Origin of the sequence: Streptomyces antnestii, from assembly GCF_004005495.1 — a bacterium.
Taxonomy (GTDB): domain Bacteria; phylum Actinomycetota; class Actinomycetes; order Streptomycetales; family Streptomycetaceae; genus Streptomyces; species Streptomyces antnestii.
In genome coordinates, this window is the sequence record NZ_RZYA01000029.1 from 20,552 (window position 1) to 43,805 (window position 23,254).

Here is a 23,254-nt window from a genome sequence, read left to right on the forward strand (position 1 = left end):
CCGCTGCAGGGCGGATCACAAGGTTGGCATGAGGTGATCGAGCGGCACTTGAGAACCGGTGGACCGGTCCCGGGTGCCGGGTGGCGATATGGGGCGTCAGGCCGCCGAAGCGGACAACTCCGTTGCCCAGTCGGGCCGTTCGAGGATGTCGAGGACCGCGCAGCCCCAGCTGTAGCCGGCGCCGACGCTGACCAGGACGACGCGGTCGCCGGGCTGCGCGCGTCCGGAGACGGTCAGGTGGTCGAGGCCGGCGAACTGGTCGCCCGCGCCGAGGTGTCCGACCGTGCGGCTGTAGTCCCACGTGGTGCGGGCGGGGTCGATGCCGAACGGCTTGTAGTAGATGGACGTCAGACGCCGCCGGCCGAAGTGCGGCAGCACCACCCAGTCGGCCTCGGCGAGTTCGGATCCCGCGTCGGCGAGCGCCTGTTTGATCACGGTCTGCTGGCCGTGGTGGGCCCGGGAGATCGCGAAGGACATTCCGGCGCGGCCGACGAAGGCGCGCTTGGCCGCCTCGAAGTCGACGGGGATGCGGTGGCCGAACGGCGCCGTGGTGAAGGGGTCGTCGCCGCGGTGCAGCGGTTCGAGCTCGGCGTCCGCGTGCAGGGCGAGCGACACGAGGCGGGCGTAGCCGCCGCGCCTGGACAGGACGAGCGAGGTGGCGCCGTCCGCGTAGGGCGTGCCGGGGTCGGTCTTCCAGCGGTCGATGCCGGGGGCGCAGAACCGGTCGGCGGTGGTGATGAGGGCGTCGCTGTGGCCGTGGCCCGCGGTGAGGTAGGCGCTCGCCAGGTCGAGGGCGGCGAGCCCGCCGTTGGACATCTGCCGGATCTCGACGGCCTGGCAGGTGTTGCCGAGCGTCTCCCGCTGGATGTACGAGGCGACCGGCCACAGGTCCTGGCCCTGGTGGTAGGTGTCGGCGTGCAGCAGGAGGTCCACGTCGCCGCCGTCGGTGTCGGCGCGGGCGAGCGCGGTCCGCGCGGCGGCGGCCGCCATCTCGGCGGCCGACTCGTCGGGTGAGAACGCCACCGACTCCATGCCGGTGGCCGCGGCGGTGCCCGGCGGGCAGTGCCCGGCGGCCACGGCGTCGGCGAGCGGGATGCGGGCGGGAAGCCGTGTGGAGGTCCCCCGTATGTAGACGTCTTCCAGACGCACTGGCTCTCCAAGGAAGGTCAGGGGCGGAACGGTTCGAGCGGCTCGGTGGCGCCGACGGCCAGGGCGGGGCGGGCCGGGTCGTCGAGCAGGACGTAGTGGACGGCGTCGAGGAGCGCGTGCCAGCTGGCCGCGGTCGTGTTGGCGTCGACGCCGACGGTGCCCCAGCGGCGGTTGCCGTCCTGGTAGGAGATGAGGACGCGGGCGGCGGCGCTGCTGCCGGTCTCGCCGCTGAGCACGCGGACGCGGTAGTCGACGAGCTGGAGCCGGGCGAGGGCCGGGAAGCAGGGGTCGAGGGCGGCGTGCAGGGCGGTGTCGAGGGCGTTGACCGGGCCGTTGCCGTGCCCGGTCGCGGTGATGGACCGGCCCAGGACGGACAGCCGTACGGTGGCCTCGGTGCGGACCGCCTCGTCGTGCGGCCCGCCGGCCCCGCTGCCGCCGAAGACACTCACGGACCACGACTCGACCTCGAACGGCCGGGTTCTCGGGGCGCCGGTCAGTTCCTCGCGAAGCAGCAGCTCGAACGAGGCGTCGGCGGACTCGAAGCTGTAGCCGTTGCTCTCCAGTTCCTTCACGCGGGTCGCGGCGCGGGCCACCTCGTCGGAGCCCGCTTCCACGTCGTAGCCCAGCTCGCGTGCCTTGAGTTCGATCGAGGAGCGACCGCCCATGTCGGAGACGAGGGTGCGCATCGCGTTGCCGACGAGCTCCGGGCGGGTGTGCTGGTAGAGGTCGGGGTCGACGCGCAGGGCGGAGGCGTGCAGGCCGGCCTTGTGGGTGAAGGCCGACTCACCTATGTAGGGGGCGGCGGCGCTGCTGGGGAGTTCGGTCAGTTCGGCGATGGCCCGGCCGGTCGCGGCGAGGCCCGCGAGCCGTTCCAGGGGGACGACCTCACGGCCGCGCTTGAGGACGAGGTTGGCGATGACGGTGAACAGGTCGGCGTTCCCGCACCGTTCGCCGTAGCCGTGGGCGGTGCCCTGGGCCTGGACGGCGCCGGCGTCGATCGCCGCCATGGTGTTGGCGACGGCGCAGCCGGTGTCGTTGTGGCAGTGGATGCCGAGCTGTACGCCGGTCAGGGCGCGGGTCTCGGCGACGACGGCCGCGACCTCGTCGGGCAGGGAGCCGCCGTTGGTGTCGCACAGGACGACGGTCTCCGCGCCGGCCTCGGCGGCGGTGCGGACGACGGCGAGCGCGTACTCGCGGTTGAGCTGGTAGCCGTCGAAGTAGTGCTCCGCGTCGACGAACACCCGCCGTCCGGCGTGCACGAGGTGGCGTACGGTGCCGCCGATCATGGAGAGGTTCTCGGCGAGGGTGGTGCGCAGCGCGTCGCGCACATGGCCGGTGTGGCTCTTCGCGACGAGGGTGATCACGGGGGTCTCGGCGGCGAGCAGGGCGCGGACCTGCGGGTCGACGGGGGCCGGGACGCCGGGCCTGCGGGTGGCTCCGAACGCGGCGAGGACGGCGTGCTTCAGGTCGAGTTCGGTGCGGGCCCGGCGGAAGAACTCGGTGTCCCTGGGTACGGCCCCGGGCCAGCCGCCCTCGATGAATCCGACGCCGAGTGTGTCGAGTTCACGTGCGACGGCGAGCTTGTCCTCGACCGTCAGCACCATGCCTTCCTGCTGGGCGCCGTCGCGCAGGGTCGTGTCGTAGAGCTGGAAGCTCTGCTCGGCCATCGCCCCTCCCTTGTCCTGTGTGCGCCGGTGGTACCGGCCTCCGGATGCTGACCCCACCGTCCGGCGGCGGCCCGGAGAACGCCTTGAGCGGTGATGGACCGGACCCGGGCCGCGCCGTGAGCGGGGTGGTGCATGCGGGGCGGGTGTGTCAGACCGCCGGGGCGGCCTCGGGCTCCTTGCCGTCCGTGCTTGCGGCGTCCTCGTCCTCAGGGGCCTCCAGGCGCATCTGCCGCGGGATCGCCAGCATCAGCAGGAAGGCCAGGCCGACGACGCCGGCGAAGACCCAGAGCGTGGTCTGCAGGCTGAGCGCGAACGACTTGCCCGTCGACTCCTTGGCGTACCCGGCCAGGACCGGGGCCGCCTTCTGGTTCCGGAGCTCCGGAGCGGTGCAGCTCGTGGGCACGACGCCCGGGTCCTTCTCGGCGACCCGGTCGACCGCGCAGGCCCGGTAGGCCGCGACGGTCGCGTCGGCCTGACCCGGGGTCAGCTGGGCGGTGGCGACGAGGTCCTTGCGCAGGTGCGCGGCCTGGTCGTCGATGGACGAGCCGGTGTTGCCCGCGAGCCCGGCGAAGAAGACCACGCTGACGAGGGCGCCGCCGATGGCGAAGCCCAGCTGGGCGTTGGTGTGGACGATGCCGGACGCGGAGCCCGCGTCCTTCTGCGGCACCTCGGAGATGACGATCTGCGGCAGCGGAGCGGCGATCAGGCCGAAGCCGAGGCCCACCAGGAGCATCGGCACGACGAGGTGCCAGGAGCTGATCTCGCTGCCGTAGTGGCCCGCGGCCCACAGGAAGCTCAGCGCACCGGCCACGGTGACGACTGCGCCGGCCTGGAGCACCTTGCGGCCGAACTTCGGGACCAGCGCGATCATCGCGGCCGAGGAGGTCAGGAAGGCGCCGATGCAGAACGAGAGGCTGGTGAGACCGGCGCGCATCGGCGACCAGCCGAGACCGACCTGCATGTAGACGGTCCAGCCGATGTTGAACATGCCGATGCCGATGTAGAAGGCGAGGTTGACGCCGAGACCCGAGGTGAAGCTGCGGATGCGGAAGAGCGCCAGCTCCATCAGCGGCGAACCGTCGAGGGCCGTCTTGCGCTTCTGCCACAGGATGAACGCCGCGAGGACGGGGACCGAGGCCACCATCGACACGAAGCCCCACAGCGGCCAGCCCAGTTCGCGGCCCTGGAGCAGCGGGAAGATCAGCAGCAGCAGTCCGGCGGTGGCGAGGACGACGCCGCGCACGTCGAGCTTCAGGGCGTGCGGCGCCTTGGACTCCCGCAGGACGCGCGGGGCGTAGATCAGGCCGAGGATGCCGACCGGGATGTTGATGAGGAAGATCAGCCGCCAGCCGAGACCGAAGAGGTCCCACTCGGCGAGAGGTCCGCCCGCGCCCATGCCGACGGCGGCGGCGATACCGGCCACACCGCCGTACATGGCGAAGGCGCCGGCGCGCTCCTTGGCGGAGAACGTGACGTGGATGATGGCCAGGATCTGCGGCACCATGATGCCGGCGAAGGCGCCCTGGATCATGCGGGAGGCCACGAGCTGCCAGGGCTCGTGGGCGGCGCCCGCTCCCAGCGAGGCCAACGTGAAGCCGGCGACACCGAGCAGGAACATCTTCTTGCGTCCGTAGATGTCGCCGAGGCGGCCACCGAGGATCAGGAGCAGCGCGAAGCTGAGCTGGTAACCGACCAGCACCCACTGGATGACGGAGTAGCCGCCGCCGATGCCCTTCTGGATGGCGGGCGACGCCACGTTGGCGATGGTGCCGTCCAGCATGTCCATGAAGGCGGCGACGAGCAGCACCAGCAGGGCCATCCAGCGCTTCGGGTCGGGCGCCGCCGCGTCGTTGTGTGTGTCCGCGGCGTCGTGCGTGCCCGCGGCCGATTCGTCCCGTGCTCCCTCCCTCTCCTTGGGCGGAGCCTGCTCGGAGGAAATAGCCATGGTGTACCTCTCAGGATTGGGGGGGACCGGACAGTCCTCGGAAAACACCGCTTGGGCGGACGGCCTCGGACCATCAGGACGGCAGGATGCCCGGCGTCAGTGGAGTTCCGCTGGAGTGCGGCTGAAGCGCGGGGCCACCGCGGCGGGACCGCTTCCCCGTGCCTGGTGGTGCGGATGGGACGCGGCCTCGGCGGCGCTCAGCACGGGTGTCACGCACGCCTCCGTCCCCTCGAAATGCCGTGCCCAGTCGTCGCGCCCGCGGCCGGCGAAGCGGTTCGCGAACTCCCGTCGCAGGGCAGGCCAGTTGAGCGGGTCGTCGCGGTCGGGCAGCGCCGCCGCGTCGAGTCCGAGGCCGTGCACCAGGGCCGTGTAGAAGCGCTCCTCCAGGGCGCCGACCGCGACGTACCCGCCGTCGGCGCAGGCGTAGCAGGTGTAGAACGGGGCGCCGCCGTCGAGGAGGTTCGTGCCGCGCTCGTGGCGCCACTGTCCGGCCGACCGCATGCCGACGAGCATGCCGAGCATCGCGCCGACCCCGTCCACGATCGCGGCGTCGACGACCCGGCCGGCCCCGGTCGACCCGCGTTCGTACAGGGCCGCGAGGACGCCGGCGAGGAGGAACATGGAGCCGCCGCCGAAGTCGCCCAGGAAGTTCACCGGGACGACGGGCGGGCCGCCGGCCTCCCCGATCGCGTCCAGGGCGCCGGTCAGGGCGAGGTAGTTGATGTCGTGACCCGGCGCCGCGGCGAGCGGCCCGTCCTGGCCCCAGCCCGTCATCCGGGCGTAGACCAGGGCCGGGTTGCGCCCGAGGCACACGTCGGGCCCGATGCCGAGGCGCTCGGCGACGCCCGGCCGGAAGCCCTCGACCAGGACGTCGGAGCTCTCCACGAGTGCCAGGAGTTCCGTGACGTCGTCGGGGTTCTTGAGGTCCAGGGCGATGCGGCCGCGGCCCCGGTCGAGTTCGCGGTGCCACTGTTCGAAGGAGCGCCGGCCGTCGGCGCGGTCGACGCGGATCACCTCCGCGCCGAGGTCGGCGAGGATCATGCAGGCGAAGGGCACCGGCCCGATCGCCGCGAGTTCGACCACCCGCAGGCCGCTCAACGGACCGGTCCCGCAGGACCGTCCCTCTGTCGTCGCCATTCCCATCCCGGGAGGCTAAGGAGCGGGTGCCGGAGCGCGGCTCGCGTCCCGCTGGAGCGCGCCCGGCGGCGGCTCCACCTGTGCCCGAGCGCCCGCTGGCACCGTGCTCCGGCAACCGCTGTCTGTGAGGAAGGATTCGCTGTGACCACCAGTGCCACGGAGCAGGCCGCCACGGAGGCGGAGACCAAGACCTTTCCGTATGCGCGGCAGTGCCCGTTCACGCCCCCGAAGGAGTACGGGGAGATCGTCGAGAAGGACGTCTCCCAGGTCACGCTCAAGGGATCCGGCCTGCGCATCTGGACGATCGCCGGTTACGAGACCATTCGCAGCCTGCTGACCGACCCGCGCGTCAGCGCGTCCCGCAAGCACGACAACTTCCCCTTCTACTTCATCGCCCCGCCGGAGTACCGCACCGAGACGTCGTTCATCGGCTACGACGGCAAGGAGCACAGCGACACGCGCCGCAAGGCCGCCCTGACGTTCACCAGCCGGCAGGTGCGGCGGCTGCGGCCGCGGATCGAGGAGATCGTCGACGACCACCTCGACAAACTGCTCGCGAGCACGCCCGTCGTGGACTTCCACCACGCGTTCTCGCTGCCCGTGCCGATGACGGTCATCTGTGAACTCCTCGGGATCCCGCAGGACCGGCACGAGTTCTTCATCAAGCACGGCACGGCGCTGCTCGGCGGCCACAGCTCCACGGAGGAGCGGCAGGCGGCCATCGTCGAGGTGAACGCGTATGTCAGCGACCTCATCCAGCTGAAGAAGCGCGAGCCCGGCGAGGACCTGCTGAGCCGCGCGATGGCCGACTACGAGGCGTCCGGCGAGGAGTACACCGACCGCGACCTGTTCAACATGGTGCGGCTGCTGATGAACGGCGGCCACGAGACGACCGCGAGCCAGATCTCGCTCGGCACGGCCTGCCTCCTGGAGAACCCCGACCAGCTGCAACTCCTGCTGTCGGACCCGTCGTTGGTCAAGCCGGCCGTCGAGGAGCTGGTGCGGTTCGCGACGATCGGTGACACCGCGGTGCCCCGGGTCGCCCTGGAGGACATCGAGATCGGCGGCCAGGTCATCCGCAAGGGCGACGGCATCCTGTGCCTCGGTCTCGCGGCCAACCGCGACCCGGAGGTCTTCCCCGAGCCGGAGAAGCTCGACATCACCCGCGGCAGCCGCAAGCACCTCGGCTTCGGGCACGGCGTGCACCACTGCATCGGCGCGGACCTCGCCCGCCTGGAGCTGGAGATCGTGTGGAGCAAGCTGTTCCAGCGCATCCCCACCCTCCAGCTCGCCAAGCCCTTCCTGGAGATACCCCGGAAGGAGGGGGCCGTGATCTACGGGCTGTGGGAGCTGCCCGTCAAGTGGTGAGCCCCGTGACAGGGCCGGCGGCGAGTTCGACTCGCGCTCGAGCCGCCGTCCGTAGCGTGACGTCCGACGCCGCAGTCCCGGCTCCGGCAGCCCAGGAGGAAGACGCATGAGCACCGCAGTGACGCCCTTCCGCGTCGAGTTCCCCGAGACGGACCTCGCCGACCTGCGCGAGCGGCTGTCCCGGACCCGCTGGCCCGAGAAGGAGACCGTCGACGACTGGTCGCAGGGGGTCCCGGCGGGCTACCTCCGGGACCTGGCCGGGTACTGGCAGTCGGCGTACGACTGGCGGGCTACCGAGGCGCGGCTGAACGCGCTGCCGCAGTTCCGCACCGAGATCGACGGGCTCGGCATCCACTTCCTGCACGTCCGGTCCCCGCACCCGCAGGCCAGGCCGCTGCTGCTCAGCCACGGCTGGCCGGGCTCCGTAGTCGAGTTCCTGGACATCGTCGGCCCGCTCACGGACCCCGAGGACCCGGCCGACGCCTTCCACGTGGTCTGCCCGTCGCTGCCGGGCTTCGGCTTCAGCGACAAGCCCCGCGACACCGGCTGGACCGTGGAACGCACCGCCGCCGCCTGGGCGGAACTGATGAGCCGGCTCGGCTACGAGCGGTTCGCGGCCCACGGCACCGACTGGGGGTCCTTCCTCACCGCCATCCTGGGCGAGACCGTCCCGGAGCGGCTGATCGGCATCCATGTCGCGATGCCCTTCGCGCGCCCGCCGCAGGAGCAGGTGGCGCTCGACGAGCGCGACCTCGCCGGCCTCGCCGCGCTCAAGGACTTCCAGGCGAACGAGGGCGCGTACTCCGTACTGCAGGCCACCCGCCCGCAGACCCTCGGGTACGGTCTGGCCGACTCGCCCGTCGGTCAGCTGGCCTGGATGATCGAGAAGTACTGGGCCTGGAGCGATCACGACGGTGACGTGGAGAAGGTCATCCCGCGCGACCGGCTGCTCGACGCGGTGACGCTCGCCTGGCTGGCCGGGACCGGCGCCTCGTCGGCGCGGATCTACTGGGAGAGCCACAACAAGATGGCGCTCGGCCGCGTCGACGTGCCCACCGCCTGTGCCGTCTTCCCCAAGGACGCCCGGATGCCGCGCGCCTGGTGCGAGCACCGCTTCACCGATCTGCGCCGCTGGACCGACCACGAGAGCGGCGGCCACTTCCCGGCTCTGGAGCAGCCCGAGCTGCTTGTCGGTGAACTGCGCTCGTTCTTCGGCACGTTGGCCTGAATCCCGAACTCCTTACCGCTGATCCCTGATTTCCGGAGGCACTGCCCATGACCGCCCGAACAACCGGGGTGAGTGAAGAACTGCCCGAATTCCCGTTCCCGGGTACGAGTTACCGGGGCCCCGACCCGATCTTCACGCGGCTGCGTGCGGACCGTCCCGTCGTGCGGGTGCGGTGGAGCGGCGGCGGTCATGCCTGGCTGGTGACGCGCCACGAGGACATCAGGGCGGTGCTCGACGACACCCGGTTCAGCCGGGCCGCGTCGTACGCGCCGGACGCCCCGAAGTTCAGCGGCCTGTTCCAGGCGCCGCCCGGGATGATCATCTCGCTCGACCCGCCGGACCACACCCGGCTGCGGGTGCTCGCCGAGCAGGCGTTCTCCCCGGCCCGGATCGCGGGCATGCGGCCGCGGGTGCGCGAGCTTGCGGGCCGGCTCCTCGACGCCCTGGAGAAGGAGCCGGCGGACGGCCCGGTCGACCTCGTCGAGGGTTTCGCCGCCCCGCTCGCCATGGGCGTCATCTGTGAGCTGCTCGGCGTGCCGGAGAAGGACCGCGACCAGTTCCTGACCTGGGTACGCCAGTTCGCCGACGTCTCCGGGCCCGAGGAACTCGCCGTCGAGGGCCGCGAGAACCTCGGGGCGTACATCGCGGGCCTGGTGGCGGGCAAGCAGGCGCAGCCGGCCGACGACGTGCTGTCCGACCTGATCACCGCCCGCGACGGCGAGGACCGGCTCGGCTTCGAGGAGCTCGTCGGGCTCGGCTACACCCTGCTGGGCGGCGGGTTCGACTCGGCGGCCGGTCAGATATCCAACTTCGTCCTGACGCTCCTGGACCGCCACCTCGACGTGTGGGCGCGGCTCGGCGAGCACCCCGAGGACGTACCCGCCGCCCTGGAGGAGCTGCTGCGGACGGTCAACCTGACCGGCAACGACACCTCGGGGCTGCCGCGCATCGCCACCGAGGACGTGACGATCGGCGGGACGACGATCCCGGCCGGGGACGCCGTGTTCCTCTCGTTCGCCTCCGCCAACCGCGACTCCGCCGTGTTCGCCGACCCGGAGGCCGTGGACTTCGGCCGCGCGGACAACCCGCACCTGGCCTTCGGCTACGGCATCCACCACTGCCTGGGCGCGCCGCTGGCCCGGGTCGAACTCGCCGTCGCGCTGGAGGAGTTGACCCGACGCTTCCCGGGCGCCCGGCTCGCCGTACCCGAGAGCGAGCTGCTCTGGCGGGCCGGCGACGTGAACCACAACCTGGTCAGCCTTCCCGTCCACCTGAGCAAGAACACCGCGAGCGAGAGCACCGTGAGTAGGAGCACCGTATGAGCAGCGTCGAGCTTCCCGCCGTCAGCAGGGAGGTCCGCCTCGCGGCCTACCCCGACGGCGAAGTGACCCTGGACCACTTCGAGTTCGGCGAGTCGGAGCTCGCGGCGCCCGCCGCGGGCGAGGTCGTCGTGCGCAACGACTGGATGACGCTCGGGTCCGTGGCCCGCGACCAGATGAACCCCGACACGAAGCTGCCGATCCCGGTCTTCCAGCCGGGCGTCGCGATGTGGGGCCGCACCGTCGGCACGGTCGTCGCATCGAACAGCGACACGCTCGCCGTCGGCGACCTCGTGGAGCACTTCTCGGGCTGGCGGGAGTACGCGACCGGGGACGCCCACGGATTCTTCAAGCGCGACCGCGCGCTGCTGCCGGGCCCTGAGTATTTCCTGTCCCAGGGGCCCACCGCGTGGCACGGCATGGTCGGCACGGCCGGCGTCACCGAGGGCGACACGGTGTTCGTGTCGGGTGCGACCAACGGCGTCGGCGCGCTGGCCGGGCAGATAGCCAAGCTCAAGGGCGCCAAGCGGGTCATCGGCAGCACCGGCTCCAAGGAGAAGATCGACTTCCTGGTCGGCGAGCTGGGCTTCGACGCCGCCTTCGACTACCACGAGGGCCCGGTCGCCGAGCAGTTGGCGGAACTGGCGCCCGACGGCCTCGACGTGGTCTTCGACAACGTCGGCGGCGAACAGTTCGAGGCCGCGGTGCAGGTCGCGTCCCGCGGGGCCCGCTTCGCGCTGTGCGGCGCGCTTTCGGGGCAGCACGGCTCGAGTGACGGCGGCGCTCCGCGCCTTCAGCTGATGTCGGCGATCACCAAGGACCTGACGCTGCGCGGGTTCGCGACGCTGCACACCCCGGACCAGATCGAGGAGTGGAACGCCCAGTTCGGCACCTGGCTGCGGGAGGAGCGCATCGTCTTCCCGCACACGGTCGTCGAGGGCGGGGTCGCGGAGCTGCCGACGGCGTTCGTCGCGCTGCTCGACCGCAAGTACAGCGGCACGGTGCTGGTGAGAATGAGCTGAGCGAGGTTCGGTCAGCCGCGGTGGTGCCCCGGACCCGGTCCGGGGCACCACCGTGTTTTCGTGGAGACGACTTGAGGAAAGGAACCCCCAGTGGCGACAGGAGAGGTGACAGGAGACGTGCCGGTGCTTGACCGGCGGGCGCTCAACCGCAGCCTGCTGGCCCGGCAGTTGCTGCTCGAACGGACACAGAGGACGGCCGCGGAGGTGGTCGGGCATCTGGTGGGCATGCAGGCTCAGGCGCCCAACCCGCCCTACGTCGGCCTGTGGACGCGGATCGCCGGCTTCCGTATCGAGGACCTGGCCGCTCTCGTCAGGGAACGTGAAGTGGTCCGTATCGCGCTGATGAGGGGCACGATCCATCTGGTGACGGCCGGCGACTGCCTGGCGCTGCGCCCCGTGCTCGACGCCTCCCTGCGCCAGGGCCTCAAGGGCACGTTCGGCCGCAAGCTCGAAGGGCTCGACACCGCGAAGGTGGCCGCGGAGGGCCGGGAGCTGGTCGAACGGGAGCCGCTGACGCTGGGCGGGATCGGGAGCCTGCTCGCGGAGCGGTGGCCCGACCGGGACCCCTTCGCCCTCGCCAACGTGGTCCGCACCCTGGTGCCGCTCGTGCAGGTGCCGCCGCGCGGCCTGTGGGGCGAGAGCGGCCAGGCCGTGCACACGACCGCCGAGGCGTGGCTCGGGCAGCCGCTCGCGGACAGCTCGTCGCCGGACGCCATGGTCGAGCGCTACTTGGCGGCTTTCGGGCCCGCCTCGGTCAGGGACGTCCAGGCCTGGTCCGGCATGACCCGGCTCGCCGAGTCCGTGCAGCGGCTCCGGCCGCGTCTGCGGACGTTCCGCGACGAGAACGGGGTGGAGCTGTTCGACCTGCCCGACGCCCCGCGGCCCGGCCCGGACACGCCCGTCCCGGTGCGCTTCCTGCCGGACTTCGACAACATCCTGCTGTCGCACGCCGACCGCGGCCGCATCATCACCGAGGAGCAGCGCAAGCTGGTCTTCACCCGCAACGGCCTGATCAAGCCGACCTTCCTCGTCGACGGCTTCGTGCGGGGCATGTGGCGTATCGAGCAGAAGCGCAAGGAGGCGGTGCTCGTCATGGAGCCGTTCGGCCCGCTGGCCCGCAAGGACCGCGACGCGCTCGCCGAGGAGGCGGGCGCGCTGCTCGCGTTCGCGGCGGCGTCCGCCACGTCGCGTGACGTCCGCTTCGACTGAGCCACGGACACGGCGGGGGAGAGACCGCCCTCGGCCTCTCCCCCGCCGTGTCCGTGCTCAGTTCGCCCAGTCCGGGACGTCGAGGATCTCCAGGACGGTCGTGGTCCAGACGTAGCCGGCGCCGGCCGCCTGGAGGACGACGAGGTCCCCGGGCTTCGGGTCGCCCGTCTCCATCACGCGGTTGAGGCCGAGGACCGGGTCGGCGGTCCCGACCATGCCCGTCGACAGGCCCCACTCGTGGGTCGTGCGGTCCCGGTCGACGCCGAGCAGGCCGTAGAGACCGTGGGTCACGATGGAGAGCGCCAGGTTCTGGTGCAGGAAGAACCGGACGTCGGACAGCTCCACCTCGGCCTCGTGCAGCGCCTGCTTCATGGACAGCTGCACGCTGGAGGAGATCTTCTCGATCGCGTCGTCGAAGTCCATGTCCTCGGCGAGGAGGTAGTCCGACTTGCGTTCGCTGACGCCGACCGGCGCGCCGCCCGAGAACGGGGCGTCGGTCCAGCTCGCGCCGCTGCGGCCCATCGGTTCGAGCGACGGGTCCGCGTGCGAGTAGGTGGCGCGGACCCGGGCGAAGCCGCCGCGGGAGGACAGGACGAGGGCGGCCGCGCCGTCACCGTCGACGTTCTGCTCGTCCGAGCCCCACCGGTCGATGTAGGGCATCCGGAAGGCGTCGCCGCCGGTGATGAGGGCGGCGGTGACGTCGGGGCGCGAGGTCACGTACGAGGCGGCGACCTCGAAGGCGGCCAGCATGCCGTTGCAGCCCTGCTTGATCTCGAAGGCCGGTCCGCTGCCGCCGACCGTCTCGCGCTGCACGAAGCTGGCGGGCGTCCAGAAGTCGAGGCCCTGGTGGCCTATGTAGCTGTGCAGGACGAGCCCGAACTCGTCGTGTCCGTGCCCCGACCTGGCCACCGCACGGCGTCCCGCCTCGGCCGCCATCGTGGGGCCCGTCTCGTGGTCGGCGGCGATGTGGACCGAGCGGAATCCGTTCAGGGACTGCTTCTGCTCCGTGTAGCGGCCCGCGGCGATCGCCTCCTGCGCGGTCTCGATCCGCTCGGGCAGGTAGCCGCCCACTCCGGCGACGTACAGGTTGTTCCAGCGCATGTGAGTGTCTCCTTCAGGCCGCGTGCAGGTAGGCGGCGAGGGTGGCGGGGGTGGGTACCTGGTAGATGCGGCGCACCGGGACCTTGACGCCGAAGGCCTCCTGGACGCGCCGGGTCAGCTTGGACGCCAGGAGCGAGTGCCCGCCCAGGTCGAAGAAGCTGTCGTCCGCGTCCACGTCCGGCATGCCGAGCACCTCCGCGAACAGCAGCCGCAGTTCGTTCTCCCACTGCGTTACGGTCATCGGGGCCTCCGTCGTCTCGCGCGTCTGCGGGGTGGGGTGGTCGTGCGCCGGGGGCTGAGCGGTCGTCATGCCGCCGCCTCCGTCTCGAGCCGGTCGTGCAGTTCCTCGTCGTACAGCTCGTCGACGGACATGCCGCCGGCGGCCACCGCGAAGTAGCGCTCCGTCAGGTCCGGGGAGTGCTGGATCATCCGGAGCATCGCGAGCCGGTCGGGTGTCACTTCGAGGCGGCTCACGAAGAGGGTGTTGCGGTACCCCTCGAAGAGGTCGTCCTGGAGCTGCTCCCCGTACCGGGCAAGGCCCTCGGCGAGCCGGGCCGGGTCGTCGAGGACGCCGGCGACCGAGGCGGCGAGCAGGTCGGCCTGGAGGAAGGCGTCGCTGATGCCGCGCGCGGTGATCGAGTCCTTGTGGTGGGCGGCGTCACCGACCAGGGCCCAGCCGGGTCCGCTCGGCTGCCGGAAGAAGTTCTGCTGGTCCCCGGTGCCGCGCAGCCGCTCGACGCGCTCGCCGCCGTCCATCGCGCGCTCGTACAGGCCGGGCGCGGTGGTGCGGATGTTCTCCAGGTAGTTGTCGAGGGCGTCGCCGCGCACCCGGTTGAACTCGGACTGCGGGAAGTAGGCGGCGATCAGGGTGGCGTCGTCGTTGGTCGGTATCGCGCCGATCCAGCGGCCGGGCCGCTCATAGAGCTCGAACTGCGACTTGATGCCCTGCCAGTACGTGAAGTAGATGCAGGACATCAGCGGGTCCTGCACGGTGTACGGGGCCTCGACGGCGCGGGCCACGGCCGAGCGCATCCCGTCGGCGCCCACGACCAGGCGGGCCCGCTCCTCGACCGGCCGGCCGTCCGCGGAGCGGCACTTGACGCCGACGACGCGGTCCCCGTCGAAGACGAGGCCTGACACCGAGCAGCCGTCCCTGAACTCCGCCCCGGCGGCCACCGCGGCGTCGACCAGGATCTGGTCGAGCAGGTAGCGGCGCGGCGCGTACGCGGCCGACTGGCCCTCGTGGGGGACCGTGCCGCCGTCGAGGCGGACGTCGTCGCCGACCTGGTAGACGGTCCGGTCGAGGGCCGGGCACCCGGTGGCACGGACGGCGTCCAGGACGCCCCAGCGGTCGAGCCGTGCGATGCCGGGCTGGTGGATGTAGTGCGTGGACAGTGTGTCGCTGGGGAACCGCGCCCGGTCGACGAGCAGCACCCGATGGCCCGCCCGCGCCAGGAGCAGTGCGGAGGCGGCACCCGCGACGCGAGCCCCCACCACGATGACGTCGTACATTCCGGACCTCCAAGTCACGGACATGCCCCGCGGTTCGGCGGTGGGCCGGGCGGTGTCGCCCGGCCCACCGGGGTTCGGGGCAATCTGAGGGCACCTTCGCAGCCTGTTCTTGAGACCCGCTCGACCGGACGGCCGGGGCTGCGTGAGGGCCTTTTCGGCTCAGTCCTGGGCGGTGAACGCGCCCAGGTGTTCGCGTGCCCACTGCTCGAAGGTCCGGGCGGGGCGGCCCGTGACGCGCTCGGCGTCGAGGACCGTGGCGGGCCGGCCGACGCCCTCGGCCCACTGGTCGAGCAGCGAGGCGAGGATGGGCGCGGGCACGAACTGCCCCATTTCCTCAACCGCCTGATCCCGCGTCAGCTCCTGGACAGGGATGTCGCGGCCGAGGGCGCCGGCGAGGATGCCGAGCTGCTCGCGGAACGTGAGGGACCGCGGTCCGGTGAGGTCGAGCGTCCTGCCGAGGTACGCGTCGCCGTCGAGCACGGCGACGGCCACGTCGGCGATGTCGTCCTCGTGGATCGGCGCGGTGTGGGCGTCGGGGAAGGGGATCCGTACGGGTGCTCCGGCCCGGACGGCGTGGCTCCAGCCGAACGCGTTGCTCGCGAACGCGCCGGGCCGCAGGACCGTGCGGGGCACCCCGGACGCCTCCAGGGCGGACTCGACCGCCGCGTGAGCGACCGCAAGGGCGTCGGTCCCGGCGTGCGGCCCGGAGACCGCGGAGGAGGACAGCAGGACGATCTGCCGGACACCGGCGCGGGCGGCGGCCGCGAACAGCTCCTTGGCCCCCTCGGACTCGGCGTAGAGGAACGCCTTGTCCACGCCGCTCAGCGCGGCGTCGAAGGTGGCGGGACGGTTCAGGTCGAGCCGGACGGCGTCCACACCGGCCGGAACGCTCAACTCCTCAGGTGTGCGGCTCGATGCGCGCAGGGTGTGCCCAGCGGCGTGCAGGCGCTCCAGGACGCGGCGTCCGACATTGCCGCGTGCACCGGTTACAAGGATGGTCACGGAGGTACTCCCGTCGAGTGCGGTGCCGGTCCGGACGGTGGGGAGGCCCGGCGAGGTTTCCGTCAGGCCCTAAGCGGAGCCGGCAGTTCATGAAAACGGGCGGTACTCGTGCCTGCCTCGACCCGGGTGCGCATACGTCCGGTTCCACCGGCAGTCGAGCCCGCCGGAGGACCCTGCCGCCCCGGGACTTCGAGAGGAGACAGACCGATGACATCGGTAGTCGCAGCGTTTCGCCGTCGGGTCGCCGACGCCCCCGACACCGTGGCGGTCTGCGCCGGTGACGACCGCCTCACCTACGCCGGGCTCGACCGCTGGGCCCGCGAGGTCACGCGCCGGCTCGTCGACGGGGACGGCTTCTCGACGGCGCCCGGCGACCGGATCGCCGTCTGCCTGGACCGCTCGCCGGAGCTGATCGCGGCGCTGCTCGGCATCCTGGGCGCCGGCGCCGCGTTCGTGCCCATCGGTCCCACGGATCCCGCCCAGCGCGTCGCCGAGGTCTTCGAGGACGCGGGCGTACGGGCCGTGCTGTGCGAGCCGGACGACGCGGAGCGCTTCGCCCCGTACGGGGTGCCGGTGCTGCACGTGCCCGCCCGCCCCGCGCCGGACGCCGCCGCTCCCCCGGAGACGTACACCGTCCGGCCGGACGACCTCGCGTACCTGATGTACACGTCGGGGTCCACGGGCCGTCCGAAGGCCGTGATGGTCGAGCACCGCAACATCACCAACCTCGTCACGGAGCCCAACTACGTCGACCTGGGCCCGGACGACCGCGTCCTGCAGCTGGCCCCCGTCGCCTTCGACGCCGCCACCTTCGAGATCTGGGGCGCCCTCCTCAACGGCGCCCGGCTCGTGCTCGCTCCCGGCCAGCAGGTCCCGGCCGAGGAGCTCGGCGCCCTGCTGCACGGCGAGGGCATCACCGTGCTCTGGCTGACCGCCGCGCTCTTCCACCGGCAGATCGACGTGGACGTCAAGGCGTTCGCGGGGCTGCGCGCGGTGCTCGCGGGCGGCGACGTGCTCTCCGTCCCGCACATCGACGAGCTGCGCTCGGCGGTGCCCGGCTGTGTGATCGTCAACGGCTACGGGCCCACGGAGACCACCACGTTCGCCGTCTGTCACCGCATCGGCGCGCACGAGGACCTCGGCCAGTCCGTGCCGATCGGCACCCCGCTGCAGAACGTCGACGTCCGCATCGTCGGGGACGCGGGGCGGCCCGTGCCCGACGGCGAGGCGGGCGAGCTGTGGATCGGCGGCGCCGGGGTGTCCCGTGGCTACTGGCGGCGACCGGACCTCACGGCGAAGGCCTTCGTCACGGCGCCCTGGGACAGTTCGGCCGGCCGCTTCTACCGCAGCGGTGACCTGGCCAGGCGGCGCCCCGACGGCGTCATCGAGTTCCTCGGCCGTAACGACGACCAGTTCAAGCTGCGCGGCTTCCGTATCGAGCCCGGGGAGCTGGAGAGCACCCTGGCCGGGCATCCGCAGGTGCGCAGCGCAGCGGTCGGCGTGCGTGAGAGCCATCTGGCGGACCGCCGCCTCGTGGCGTGGGTGGTGCCGGACGGCGACGGCCTCGACCGGCGTGCGCTGCGGTCCTACCTGCGCGAGCGCGTCCCGGAGCACATGATCCCGGCCGCCTTCGTCGCCCTGGCCGAACTGCCCATCACCGGCAACGGCAAGACCGACCGCAAGGCACTGCCCACCCCCGACTGGACGTCCAGGTCCATCTACGTCTGACACCGAAACGCTTGAGTCGCATATGTCCGAACCGAAAGGCGGAGCATGACCATCCAGCCGTTCACCAACCAGTACGTCGTGGTCACGGGCGGTGCCACCGGCATCGGCCTGGCCACCGCTCTCGACTTCGCCAAGCAGGGCGCCGCCGGCGTGATCATCACCGGGCGCCGGGCCGAGAAACTGGCCGAGGCGGCGGCGCTGCACCCGGCCCTCGTCCCCGTCCAGGCCGACGTCAGCACCCGGGAGGGCGCGGACACCGTCGCCGAGGCGGTGGACGCGATGGGCGGCACCCTCGACGTGCTGGTGCACAACGCCGGTGTGCACACCATCGGCGCCGCCGGGGAGATCGACGCCGACGCCGCGCGCGACCTCTTCGACATCAACGTCCTGGGCACCGTCATCCTCACCAACCGGCTGCTGCCGAGCCTGCGTTCGCCCGGCGGCAGCATCGTGTTCGTGACCAGCCCGGCGGGCCACAACCCGACGCCGATGGCCTCCGTGTACGCGGCGAGCAAGGCCGCCGTGAACACCTTCACCCGTTCCTGGGCCCTTGAACTCGCCCCGAAGGGGATCCGCGTCAACGCGGTGGCCCCGGGCTGGGTGCGTACCGAGGTGTACGAGAGCCACGGCATGACCACGGAGCAGGTCGACGAACTCTTCGCCCAGGCGGCCAAGTCCGTGCCCCTGGGCGTGACCGGCGTCCCCGAGGACGTCTCGCAGTGGATCACCCTGCTCGCGGCCCCGAGCAGCGCGTGGATGACGGGCCAGATCCTGACGATGGACGGCGGCGCCGACCTCGTACGGGCCCGCCAGGTCTAACCCCCGCAACCTCCCCTTCAAGAGCGAGCCCGGAAGAAAGGACGGCACACTCATGCCGCAGACCACGGACCGGCACGACGACGGGCCGGCGGCGGCCCCGGTCCTCAGCCCTCAGGACCTGTTCCACACCGGACTGGTGGTGGAGGACCTCGACCTGGCGATGAAGACGCTCGGTGAACTCGCCGGCTACCGCTGGACCACCGTCATGGAACTGGAGGTGACGGCGCGCGCCGCGGACGGTGTCCTCCAGCACGCCTCGCAGCGTTTCGCGCTGTCCCTGGACGAGCCCCGGCTCGAACTCGTGGAGGCCATCCCCGGGACGGTGTGGGTGTCCGACGGCAGCAACGGCGCCCACCACGTGGGGTACTGGGCCGAGGACGAGCGCATCGTGGAGATGTCGGCGGCGCTCGACGCGCTCGGCTTCGGTGTGGAGGCCTCCAACGACTTCGAGGCCGACGGCAAGCTGATGTGGGTCTACCACCGGGGCCTCGGCGGCATCAGGATCGAGCTCCTGAACAAGCTCATGAAGCCGTCGATGGACGCGTGGATCGCAGGGGCGGACCCGGCGGCCGTGCAGCAGGACGCGCCCATCGGCTGACGCCCTGCGCACAGCGAAGAGCCCCGCCTCCGAGGAAGGCGGGGCTCTTCGCTGTTCCGGTTCCGCTCAGCCGCGCAGGCTGACCGGCAGGGTCTCCAGGGCGTGGTTGATACCGCCCAGGTGCCAGGGGACCTCGCTCTCGGGCACGGCGAGGGAGAGGTCGGGGAAGCGCCGCACGAGGCCGTCGACGGCGATCTCCAGCTCCATGCGGGTCAGTTGCTTGCCCAGGCACAGGTGCATGCCATGCCCGAAGGACAGGTGCGGGTTGGGGGTGCGGGCGAGGTCGAGGCGGTCCGGGTCGGGGAACACGCGCCCGTCCCGGTTGGCCGCCGAGATGGCGATCACGACCGCGTCGCCCTTGGCTATCCGCACCCCGCCGAGCTCCAGGTCCTCGACCGCGATCCGGGGGTTGCCGGCCGAGTCGGTGGAGAACAGGTTGACGTGGCGCAGCAGTTCCTCGACGGCCCGCGGGATCCGGGAGCGGTCCTCGGCGAGCCAGTTCCACTGGTCGCGGTGGTGCGCGATGAGCGCGAGCACCGAACTGGCCAGCTGGTTGGCGGTGGTGTCGAAGCCGGCGCCGATGAGGGTGAAGGCGAACGTCACCAGTTCCTGTTCGCTGAGCCGGTCACCGCTGTCCCGGGCAGCGATGAGGTCGGACAGCAGATCCTCGGCGGGGTGGGCGCGCTTCTGCGCGACGACGTCGACCATGGACTCGGTCAGCTTCGCCAGGCCGTTGACCGAGTCGGAGTCCTCCCCCTGGTCGTCCACCGTGACAAAGTCCCGCGCGTGCGCGGCGAAGAGCCACAGCACCTCCATAGGAACGCCGAGCAGTTGCCCGATGACGGTGAGCGGCATCGGCACGGTGAACCGCTCGACGAGGTCGACCGGCCCCGACGAGGCGGACGCGGACGCGGCGAGCGGGTCGAGCAACTCGTCCGCGATCCGCTGGATACCCGGCCTCATCTGCTCGATGCGCCGGGCGGTGAACGCCCCGGCGGCGAGCCTGCGCAGCCGCGCGTGCTCGTCACCGTCCATCGAAATGATCATGTCGGGCGTCGAGGTCATCGCCCCGCCGATCCGGGGCGCGTCCGGCTTGACGGTCTCGGCGCGGCTGAGGCGGGGGTCCGCGAGCGCTTCCCTGGCCTCGTCGTACGCGGTCACGAGCCAGGCGTCCACGCCGCCTTCCGTCCGCACGCGGACGACCGGAGCCTCGGCCCGCAGCCGCGCGTACTGCGGAGCGGGGCAGCGGTAGGACGAACCGGCGAGGGGGAACACCTGTGTCTCCTGGACCTCTTCGGTCACGTTCAAGACAGCACCTCCACAGGGAGCACGGTTGGGCGACGCCGGTCTCAGGCGGCGTCGGCGGGGACGTCCGGGCGCGGGGTGCGGCCCGGGCAGGCGGAGCGGGCGGGGGGCAGCGTGCCGTCCACGAGATAGGCGTGGACGACGGCGTCGACGTGCGGGTTGCCGCCGAGGACGAACACCTCGTGCTCCCCCGAGTCCTCGACGGTGAGCAGATGGTGGCCGAGGCGTTCCGCCATGGCCACGCCGCCGTCGTAGTGGTCCATGGGGTCGCCGTCGGCCTGCACGATCAGGCCCACGGGGTAGCCGTCGCGGGTGAGGGCGACCGGCTCCTCGGGGGCCTCGAACGCGCGGAAGGCGCCGACCCACGGCTGGGCGCGCAGCACGCCGTAGCCGTACGGGAACCGCTTCCGGAAGTCCCGCATGTCCTGGTAGTAGACCTCCAGGTCGGCGGGCCAGGCGTGTTCGAGGGTGATGGCCTCCAGGACGCCGACGCGCAGGTCGCCCTCGCTGTCCGCGGGGCGCCAGGTGCCCTGTTCGGCGAGGAGTTCACGGCAGGCGTCGCGGTCTCCGGCGCCGGCCGCGCGGTGCAGCCCCGACACGAGCGTGCCCAGCGTCTCCCACTGGCCGCGGTCGGCGGCGCGGTTGCCCACGGCGCCGTCGAACAGGGTCCGCAGCCGCACCCCGTCCTCCGGGAGCGCCTCCAGTGCCGTGACCACTTCCTCGACGGTGCTGAGCACCTGCTCGGGGGTGCTGCCCGCGCCGAAGGTGCCGTGCCGCTCGCCGGCCCAGCGGGCCCACAGGTCGACATTGCGCTGGACGGCGTCGCCCTGCTGGAGGAACTGTTCGCGCCAGGTCCAGTCGGGTCCCACGCAGGAGTCGAGCACGAGCCGGTCGAGGGCGGCCGGGAAGAGGCTGCCGTAGACGGCGCCCACGTAGGCCCCGTAGGCGTACCCGACGAAGCTGATCTTCTCCTCGCCGAGGGCGGCGCGGATCACGTCCATGTCGCGGGCCGTGTTGCGGGTGCTGATGTGCGGGCGCAGGTCGCCGCCGGCGCGGGCGCAGGCTTCCTCGCGCAGCCGCATGTCCTCAGCGAGCGCCGCGAAGGCGTCGTCCGGCGGGCGGGAGTCGAACGGGGCCTTGGGGACGGTGACTTCGGCGTACAGGTTGGTCGACTCGCCGATGCCGCGCGGGTCGAAGCCGATGAGGTCGTACACCTCCTGGAGCGGGGTGCCGGCGTAGGCGGCCGGCAGGTCGCGGCCGCGGCCCCAGTCGCCGCCGGGTCCGCCGTTGACGGCCAGCAGGATGCCACGCCGCCGGGCCGGGTCGGTGGCGCGGCGGCGGGTGAGGGCGAGAGTGATCCGCTCGCCCTCCGGTTCGGCGTAGTCGCGGGGGACCTCGATCGTCGCGTGTTCGACGTGGTCCGTGTCCGGTGCGGGCGACCAGTTCGGCCGCCGAGTGTGGAACGTGCTCACCACCGCAAACCTCCGTTCTCGTCAGGCGGCAACTTTCTCGGTGTCGCCTTGAGGGGTACTGGACTGCTTCCGGACCGGGACGAAGAGCGCGGCCACCAGCCCGGCGAGGGCGAACACGGCGGCTCCGGTGAGGGCCAGGCCGTAGCCGGCGGCCCGCGCCTCGACGATGCCCGCCCCGGCCCCGGTCCGGGCGTCGACGCGGGCCGCGGACAGGGCGGCCAGGGTCACCAGGCCGACGGCGCTGCCGAGTTGGCGGGTCGTGTTGAGGAGCCCGGAGGCCAGTCCTGCCTGGTGCGGGGCGAGGCCCGCGGTGGCGGCGTTCGTCGTGGCGTTGAGCACCGCGCCCATCCCCGAGCCGAGGAGCACGCAGGGGCCGAGCACGTCGGCGAGGTAGCCGGCGCCCGCGTCCGCCATGGACAGCCAGAACAGGGCTCCGGCGGCGAGGGTGAGACCGCCGAGCAGGATCGGGCGCGGGCCCGTCCTCGGCACGAGGGGCGCGATCCCCCAGCCCCCCAGGGCCATGCCGAGCGAGAGCGGCAGGTAGCTGAGTCCGGTGCGCAACGGGCTGTAGCCGAGCACCTGTTGGAGGACGAGCGTGAAGAAGTAGAAGGTGCTGAAGAGGGCGGCGATGCCGAAGAAGGCCACGAGGTTGGCGGCGGCGACCGAACGGTTGCGGAAGATGCCGAGCGGCACCAGGGGGTGCCGGGCGAACCTGGCCTGGATCACCAGGAAGGCGGTGAGCAGGAGCGCTCCGGCGAGCAGCGGGCCGAGCACCCGTGGTGACCCCCAGCCGTGCGTGGCGTACTGGGAGACGCCGTAGACGGCGGACATCAGGCCGAGGGTGACGGTCACGGCGCCGGGCAGGTCGAGCCCGCTGCCCCGCGTGCCGGTGCGGCGGGGGCGGGTCTCGGGGACGACCCAGCGGACGCCGGCGAGCAGCACGAGCCCGATCGGGACGTTGACCAGGAAGATCCAGCGCCACGACAGCCACTCGATGATGACGCCGCCGGCCAGTACGCCGATCGCGCCCGCGGCCCCCGAGACGGCGCTCCACCAGCCGAACGCCCGTGCGCGGGCGGCCGGTTCGGTGAATGTCGTGCCGAGCACGGTGAGGGTGGCGGGCGCCATGACGGCGGCGCCTAGCCCCTGGAAGGCGCGGGCGAGGACCAGGGTCACCGGCGCGTCCGCGGCTCCCCCGACGAGGCTGGCCAGGGTGAACAGGCCGGCCCCGCACAGGAAGATCCGGCGCTGGCCGAACAGGTCCGCGAGGCGCCCGCCGAGCAGCAGGAAGCCGCAGACGACCACCGTGTAGGCGTTGTTCACGAGCTGCAGGTTGTGCTGGGTGAAGTGCAGGTCGGCGGCGATGACGGGCAGCGCCACGTTCACCACCGACGCGTCCAGCACGTTCATGAACTGGCCCAGGCAGCAGGCGGCCAGGACGAGGGTGAGCCGGTGCCCCGCACCACCCCCGCCGGGCTCGGCGGCCGTCTTCGCGGTCCGATCGGTGACAGTCATGGCGGGCACGCTGCGCCGGACCGATCGACCGCCGGTAGCGACCCGGTCGAGCCCGCACAGGCGATCGAGAGTGCCTCCACCGCGATTGCAGGGCTGCTCGCCACAGTCCGTGCGGTACCTCCGCACGGATGGCCGATATTCCACGAGGAGAGCTCGCC

At 72.1% G+C, this 23,254-nt stretch carries 19 protein-coding genes; 8 read left to right on the forward strand and 11 right to left on the reverse strand.

Translation table 11 applies throughout. The features are described 5' to 3' along the window. Window positions 1-96: 96 nt before the first annotated feature. The 4 genes from EOT10_RS37320 to EOT10_RS37335 form a co-directional block, all read right to left on the reverse strand. A complete protein-coding gene (locus EOT10_RS37320; RefSeq protein ID WP_127832837.1) occupies window positions 97-1,149 on the reverse strand; it encodes a ketoacyl-ACP synthase III family protein in 1,053 nt (350 codons plus the stop codon). 17 nt (window positions 1,150-1,166) lie between these two features. Further along, window positions 1,167-2,816, reverse strand: a complete 1,650-nt coding sequence (gene cimA, locus EOT10_RS37325) for a citramalate synthase (protein WP_127832838.1) — start codon at window positions 2,814-2,816, stop codon at window positions 1,167-1,169. 148 nt (window positions 2,817-2,964) lie between these two features. Further along, window positions 2,965-4,761: an MFS transporter gene (locus tag EOT10_RS37330; RefSeq protein ID WP_127832839.1), complete on the reverse strand. Its 1,797-nt coding sequence runs from the start codon at window positions 4,759-4,761 to the stop codon at window positions 2,965-2,967. A 96-nt stretch (window positions 4,762-4,857) separates the two neighbouring features. Next, complete coding sequence (locus EOT10_RS37335) at window positions 4,858-5,904, reverse strand: CaiB/BaiF CoA transferase family protein (RefSeq protein WP_223281433.1); 1,047 nt, start codon at window positions 5,902-5,904, stop codon at window positions 4,858-4,860. 135 nt (window positions 5,905-6,039) lie between these two features. On the opposite strand from EOT10_RS37335, the gene EOT10_RS37340 reads away from it, so the two are divergent. The 5 genes from EOT10_RS37340 to EOT10_RS37360 all read left to right on the forward strand — a co-directional run bounded on the left by EOT10_RS37340 (window position 6,040) and on the right by EOT10_RS37360 (window position 12,044). Beyond that, window positions 6,040-7,266: a cytochrome P450 gene (locus EOT10_RS37340; protein WP_127832840.1), complete on the forward strand. Its 1,227-nt coding sequence runs from the start codon at window positions 6,040-6,042 to the stop codon at window positions 7,264-7,266. A gap of 106 nt (window positions 7,267-7,372) precedes the next feature. After that, window positions 7,373-8,494, forward strand: coding sequence for an epoxide hydrolase family protein (locus EOT10_RS37345; protein ID WP_127832841.1), 1,122 nt, complete (start codon window positions 7,373-7,375; stop codon window positions 8,492-8,494). A gap of 47 nt (window positions 8,495-8,541) precedes the next feature. Further along, window positions 8,542-9,816 (forward strand): cytochrome P450, encoded by a 1,275-nt coding sequence (locus EOT10_RS37350; protein ID WP_127832842.1) that lies wholly within the window; start codon window positions 8,542-8,544, stop codon window positions 9,814-9,816. Then, on the forward strand, window positions 9,813-10,835 hold the full coding sequence (locus EOT10_RS37355) for an MDR family NADP-dependent oxidoreductase (protein ID WP_127832843.1): 1,023 nt from the start codon (window positions 9,813-9,815) through the stop codon (window positions 10,833-10,835). Before EOT10_RS37350 ends, EOT10_RS37355 begins: the two co-directional genes overlap by 4 nt. A gap of 117 nt (window positions 10,836-10,952) precedes the next feature. Beyond that, window positions 10,953-12,044 carry a winged helix DNA-binding domain-containing protein gene (locus EOT10_RS37360; RefSeq protein ID WP_223281434.1) on the forward strand — a complete coding sequence of 364 codons (1,092 nt, stop codon included), beginning with the start codon at window positions 10,953-10,955 and terminating at the stop codon, window positions 12,042-12,044. 57 nt (window positions 12,045-12,101) lie between these two features. Here EOT10_RS37360 and EOT10_RS37365 read toward each other — a convergent pair whose 3' ends face one another. The 4 genes from EOT10_RS37365 to EOT10_RS37380 all read right to left on the reverse strand — a co-directional run bounded on the left by EOT10_RS37365 (window position 12,102) and on the right by EOT10_RS37380 (window position 15,659). Then, a complete protein-coding gene (locus tag EOT10_RS37365) occupies window positions 12,102-13,145 on the reverse strand; it encodes a ketoacyl-ACP synthase III family protein (RefSeq protein ID WP_127832844.1) in 1,044 nt (347 codons plus the stop codon). 13 nt (window positions 13,146-13,158) lie between these two features. Next, complete coding sequence (locus EOT10_RS37370) at window positions 13,159-13,455, reverse strand: acyl carrier protein (RefSeq protein WP_127832845.1); 297 nt, start codon at window positions 13,453-13,455, stop codon at window positions 13,159-13,161. After that, window positions 13,452-14,657 carry an NAD(P)/FAD-dependent oxidoreductase gene (locus EOT10_RS37375; RefSeq protein ID WP_127832846.1) on the reverse strand — a complete coding sequence of 402 codons (1,206 nt, stop codon included), beginning with the start codon at window positions 14,655-14,657 and terminating at the stop codon, window positions 13,452-13,454. Before EOT10_RS37375 ends, EOT10_RS37370 begins: the two co-directional genes overlap by 4 nt. A gap of 159 nt (window positions 14,658-14,816) precedes the next feature. Then, window positions 14,817-15,659, reverse strand: a complete 843-nt coding sequence (locus EOT10_RS37380; RefSeq protein WP_127832847.1) for an NAD(P)H-binding protein — start codon at window positions 15,657-15,659, stop codon at window positions 14,817-14,819. Between the two features lie 207 nt (window positions 15,660-15,866). Between EOT10_RS37380 and EOT10_RS37385 the strand changes: the two genes are divergently transcribed. The 3 genes from EOT10_RS37385 to EOT10_RS37395 are packed head-to-tail and all read left to right on the forward strand — an operon-like array spanning window position 15,867 to window position 18,804. Continuing rightward, window positions 15,867-17,387 (forward strand): amino acid adenylation domain-containing protein, encoded by a 1,521-nt coding sequence (locus EOT10_RS37385; RefSeq protein WP_127832848.1) that lies wholly within the window; start codon window positions 15,867-15,869, stop codon window positions 17,385-17,387. A gap of 45 nt (window positions 17,388-17,432) precedes the next feature. Beyond that, entirely contained in the window at window positions 17,433-18,206 is a 774-nt protein-coding gene (locus EOT10_RS37390) for an SDR family NAD(P)-dependent oxidoreductase (protein ID WP_127832849.1), read from the forward strand. 52 nt (window positions 18,207-18,258) lie between these two features. Beyond that, window positions 18,259-18,804, forward strand: coding sequence for a VOC family protein (locus tag EOT10_RS37395; protein ID WP_127832850.1), 546 nt, complete (start codon window positions 18,259-18,261; stop codon window positions 18,802-18,804). 66 nt (window positions 18,805-18,870) lie between these two features. Here EOT10_RS37395 and EOT10_RS37400 read toward each other — a convergent pair whose 3' ends face one another. The 3 genes from EOT10_RS37400 to EOT10_RS37410 are packed head-to-tail and all read right to left on the reverse strand — an operon-like array spanning window position 18,871 to window position 23,096. Beyond that, complete coding sequence (locus EOT10_RS37400) at window positions 18,871-20,106, reverse strand: cytochrome P450 (RefSeq protein WP_223281441.1); 1,236 nt, start codon at window positions 20,104-20,106, stop codon at window positions 18,871-18,873. Between the two features lie 47 nt (window positions 20,107-20,153). Continuing rightward, window positions 20,154-21,581 carry an alpha/beta fold hydrolase gene (locus tag EOT10_RS37405; RefSeq protein ID WP_223281435.1) on the reverse strand — a complete coding sequence of 476 codons (1,428 nt, stop codon included), beginning with the start codon at window positions 21,579-21,581 and terminating at the stop codon, window positions 20,154-20,156. A 21-nt stretch (window positions 21,582-21,602) separates the two neighbouring features. Further along, the gene (locus EOT10_RS37410) at window positions 21,603-23,096 is read right to left on the reverse strand and encodes an MFS transporter (protein ID WP_127832853.1); all 1,494 of its coding nucleotides are present in this window, start codon (window positions 23,094-23,096) and stop codon (window positions 21,603-21,605) included. Between the last annotated feature and the right edge of the window lie 158 nt (window positions 23,097-23,254).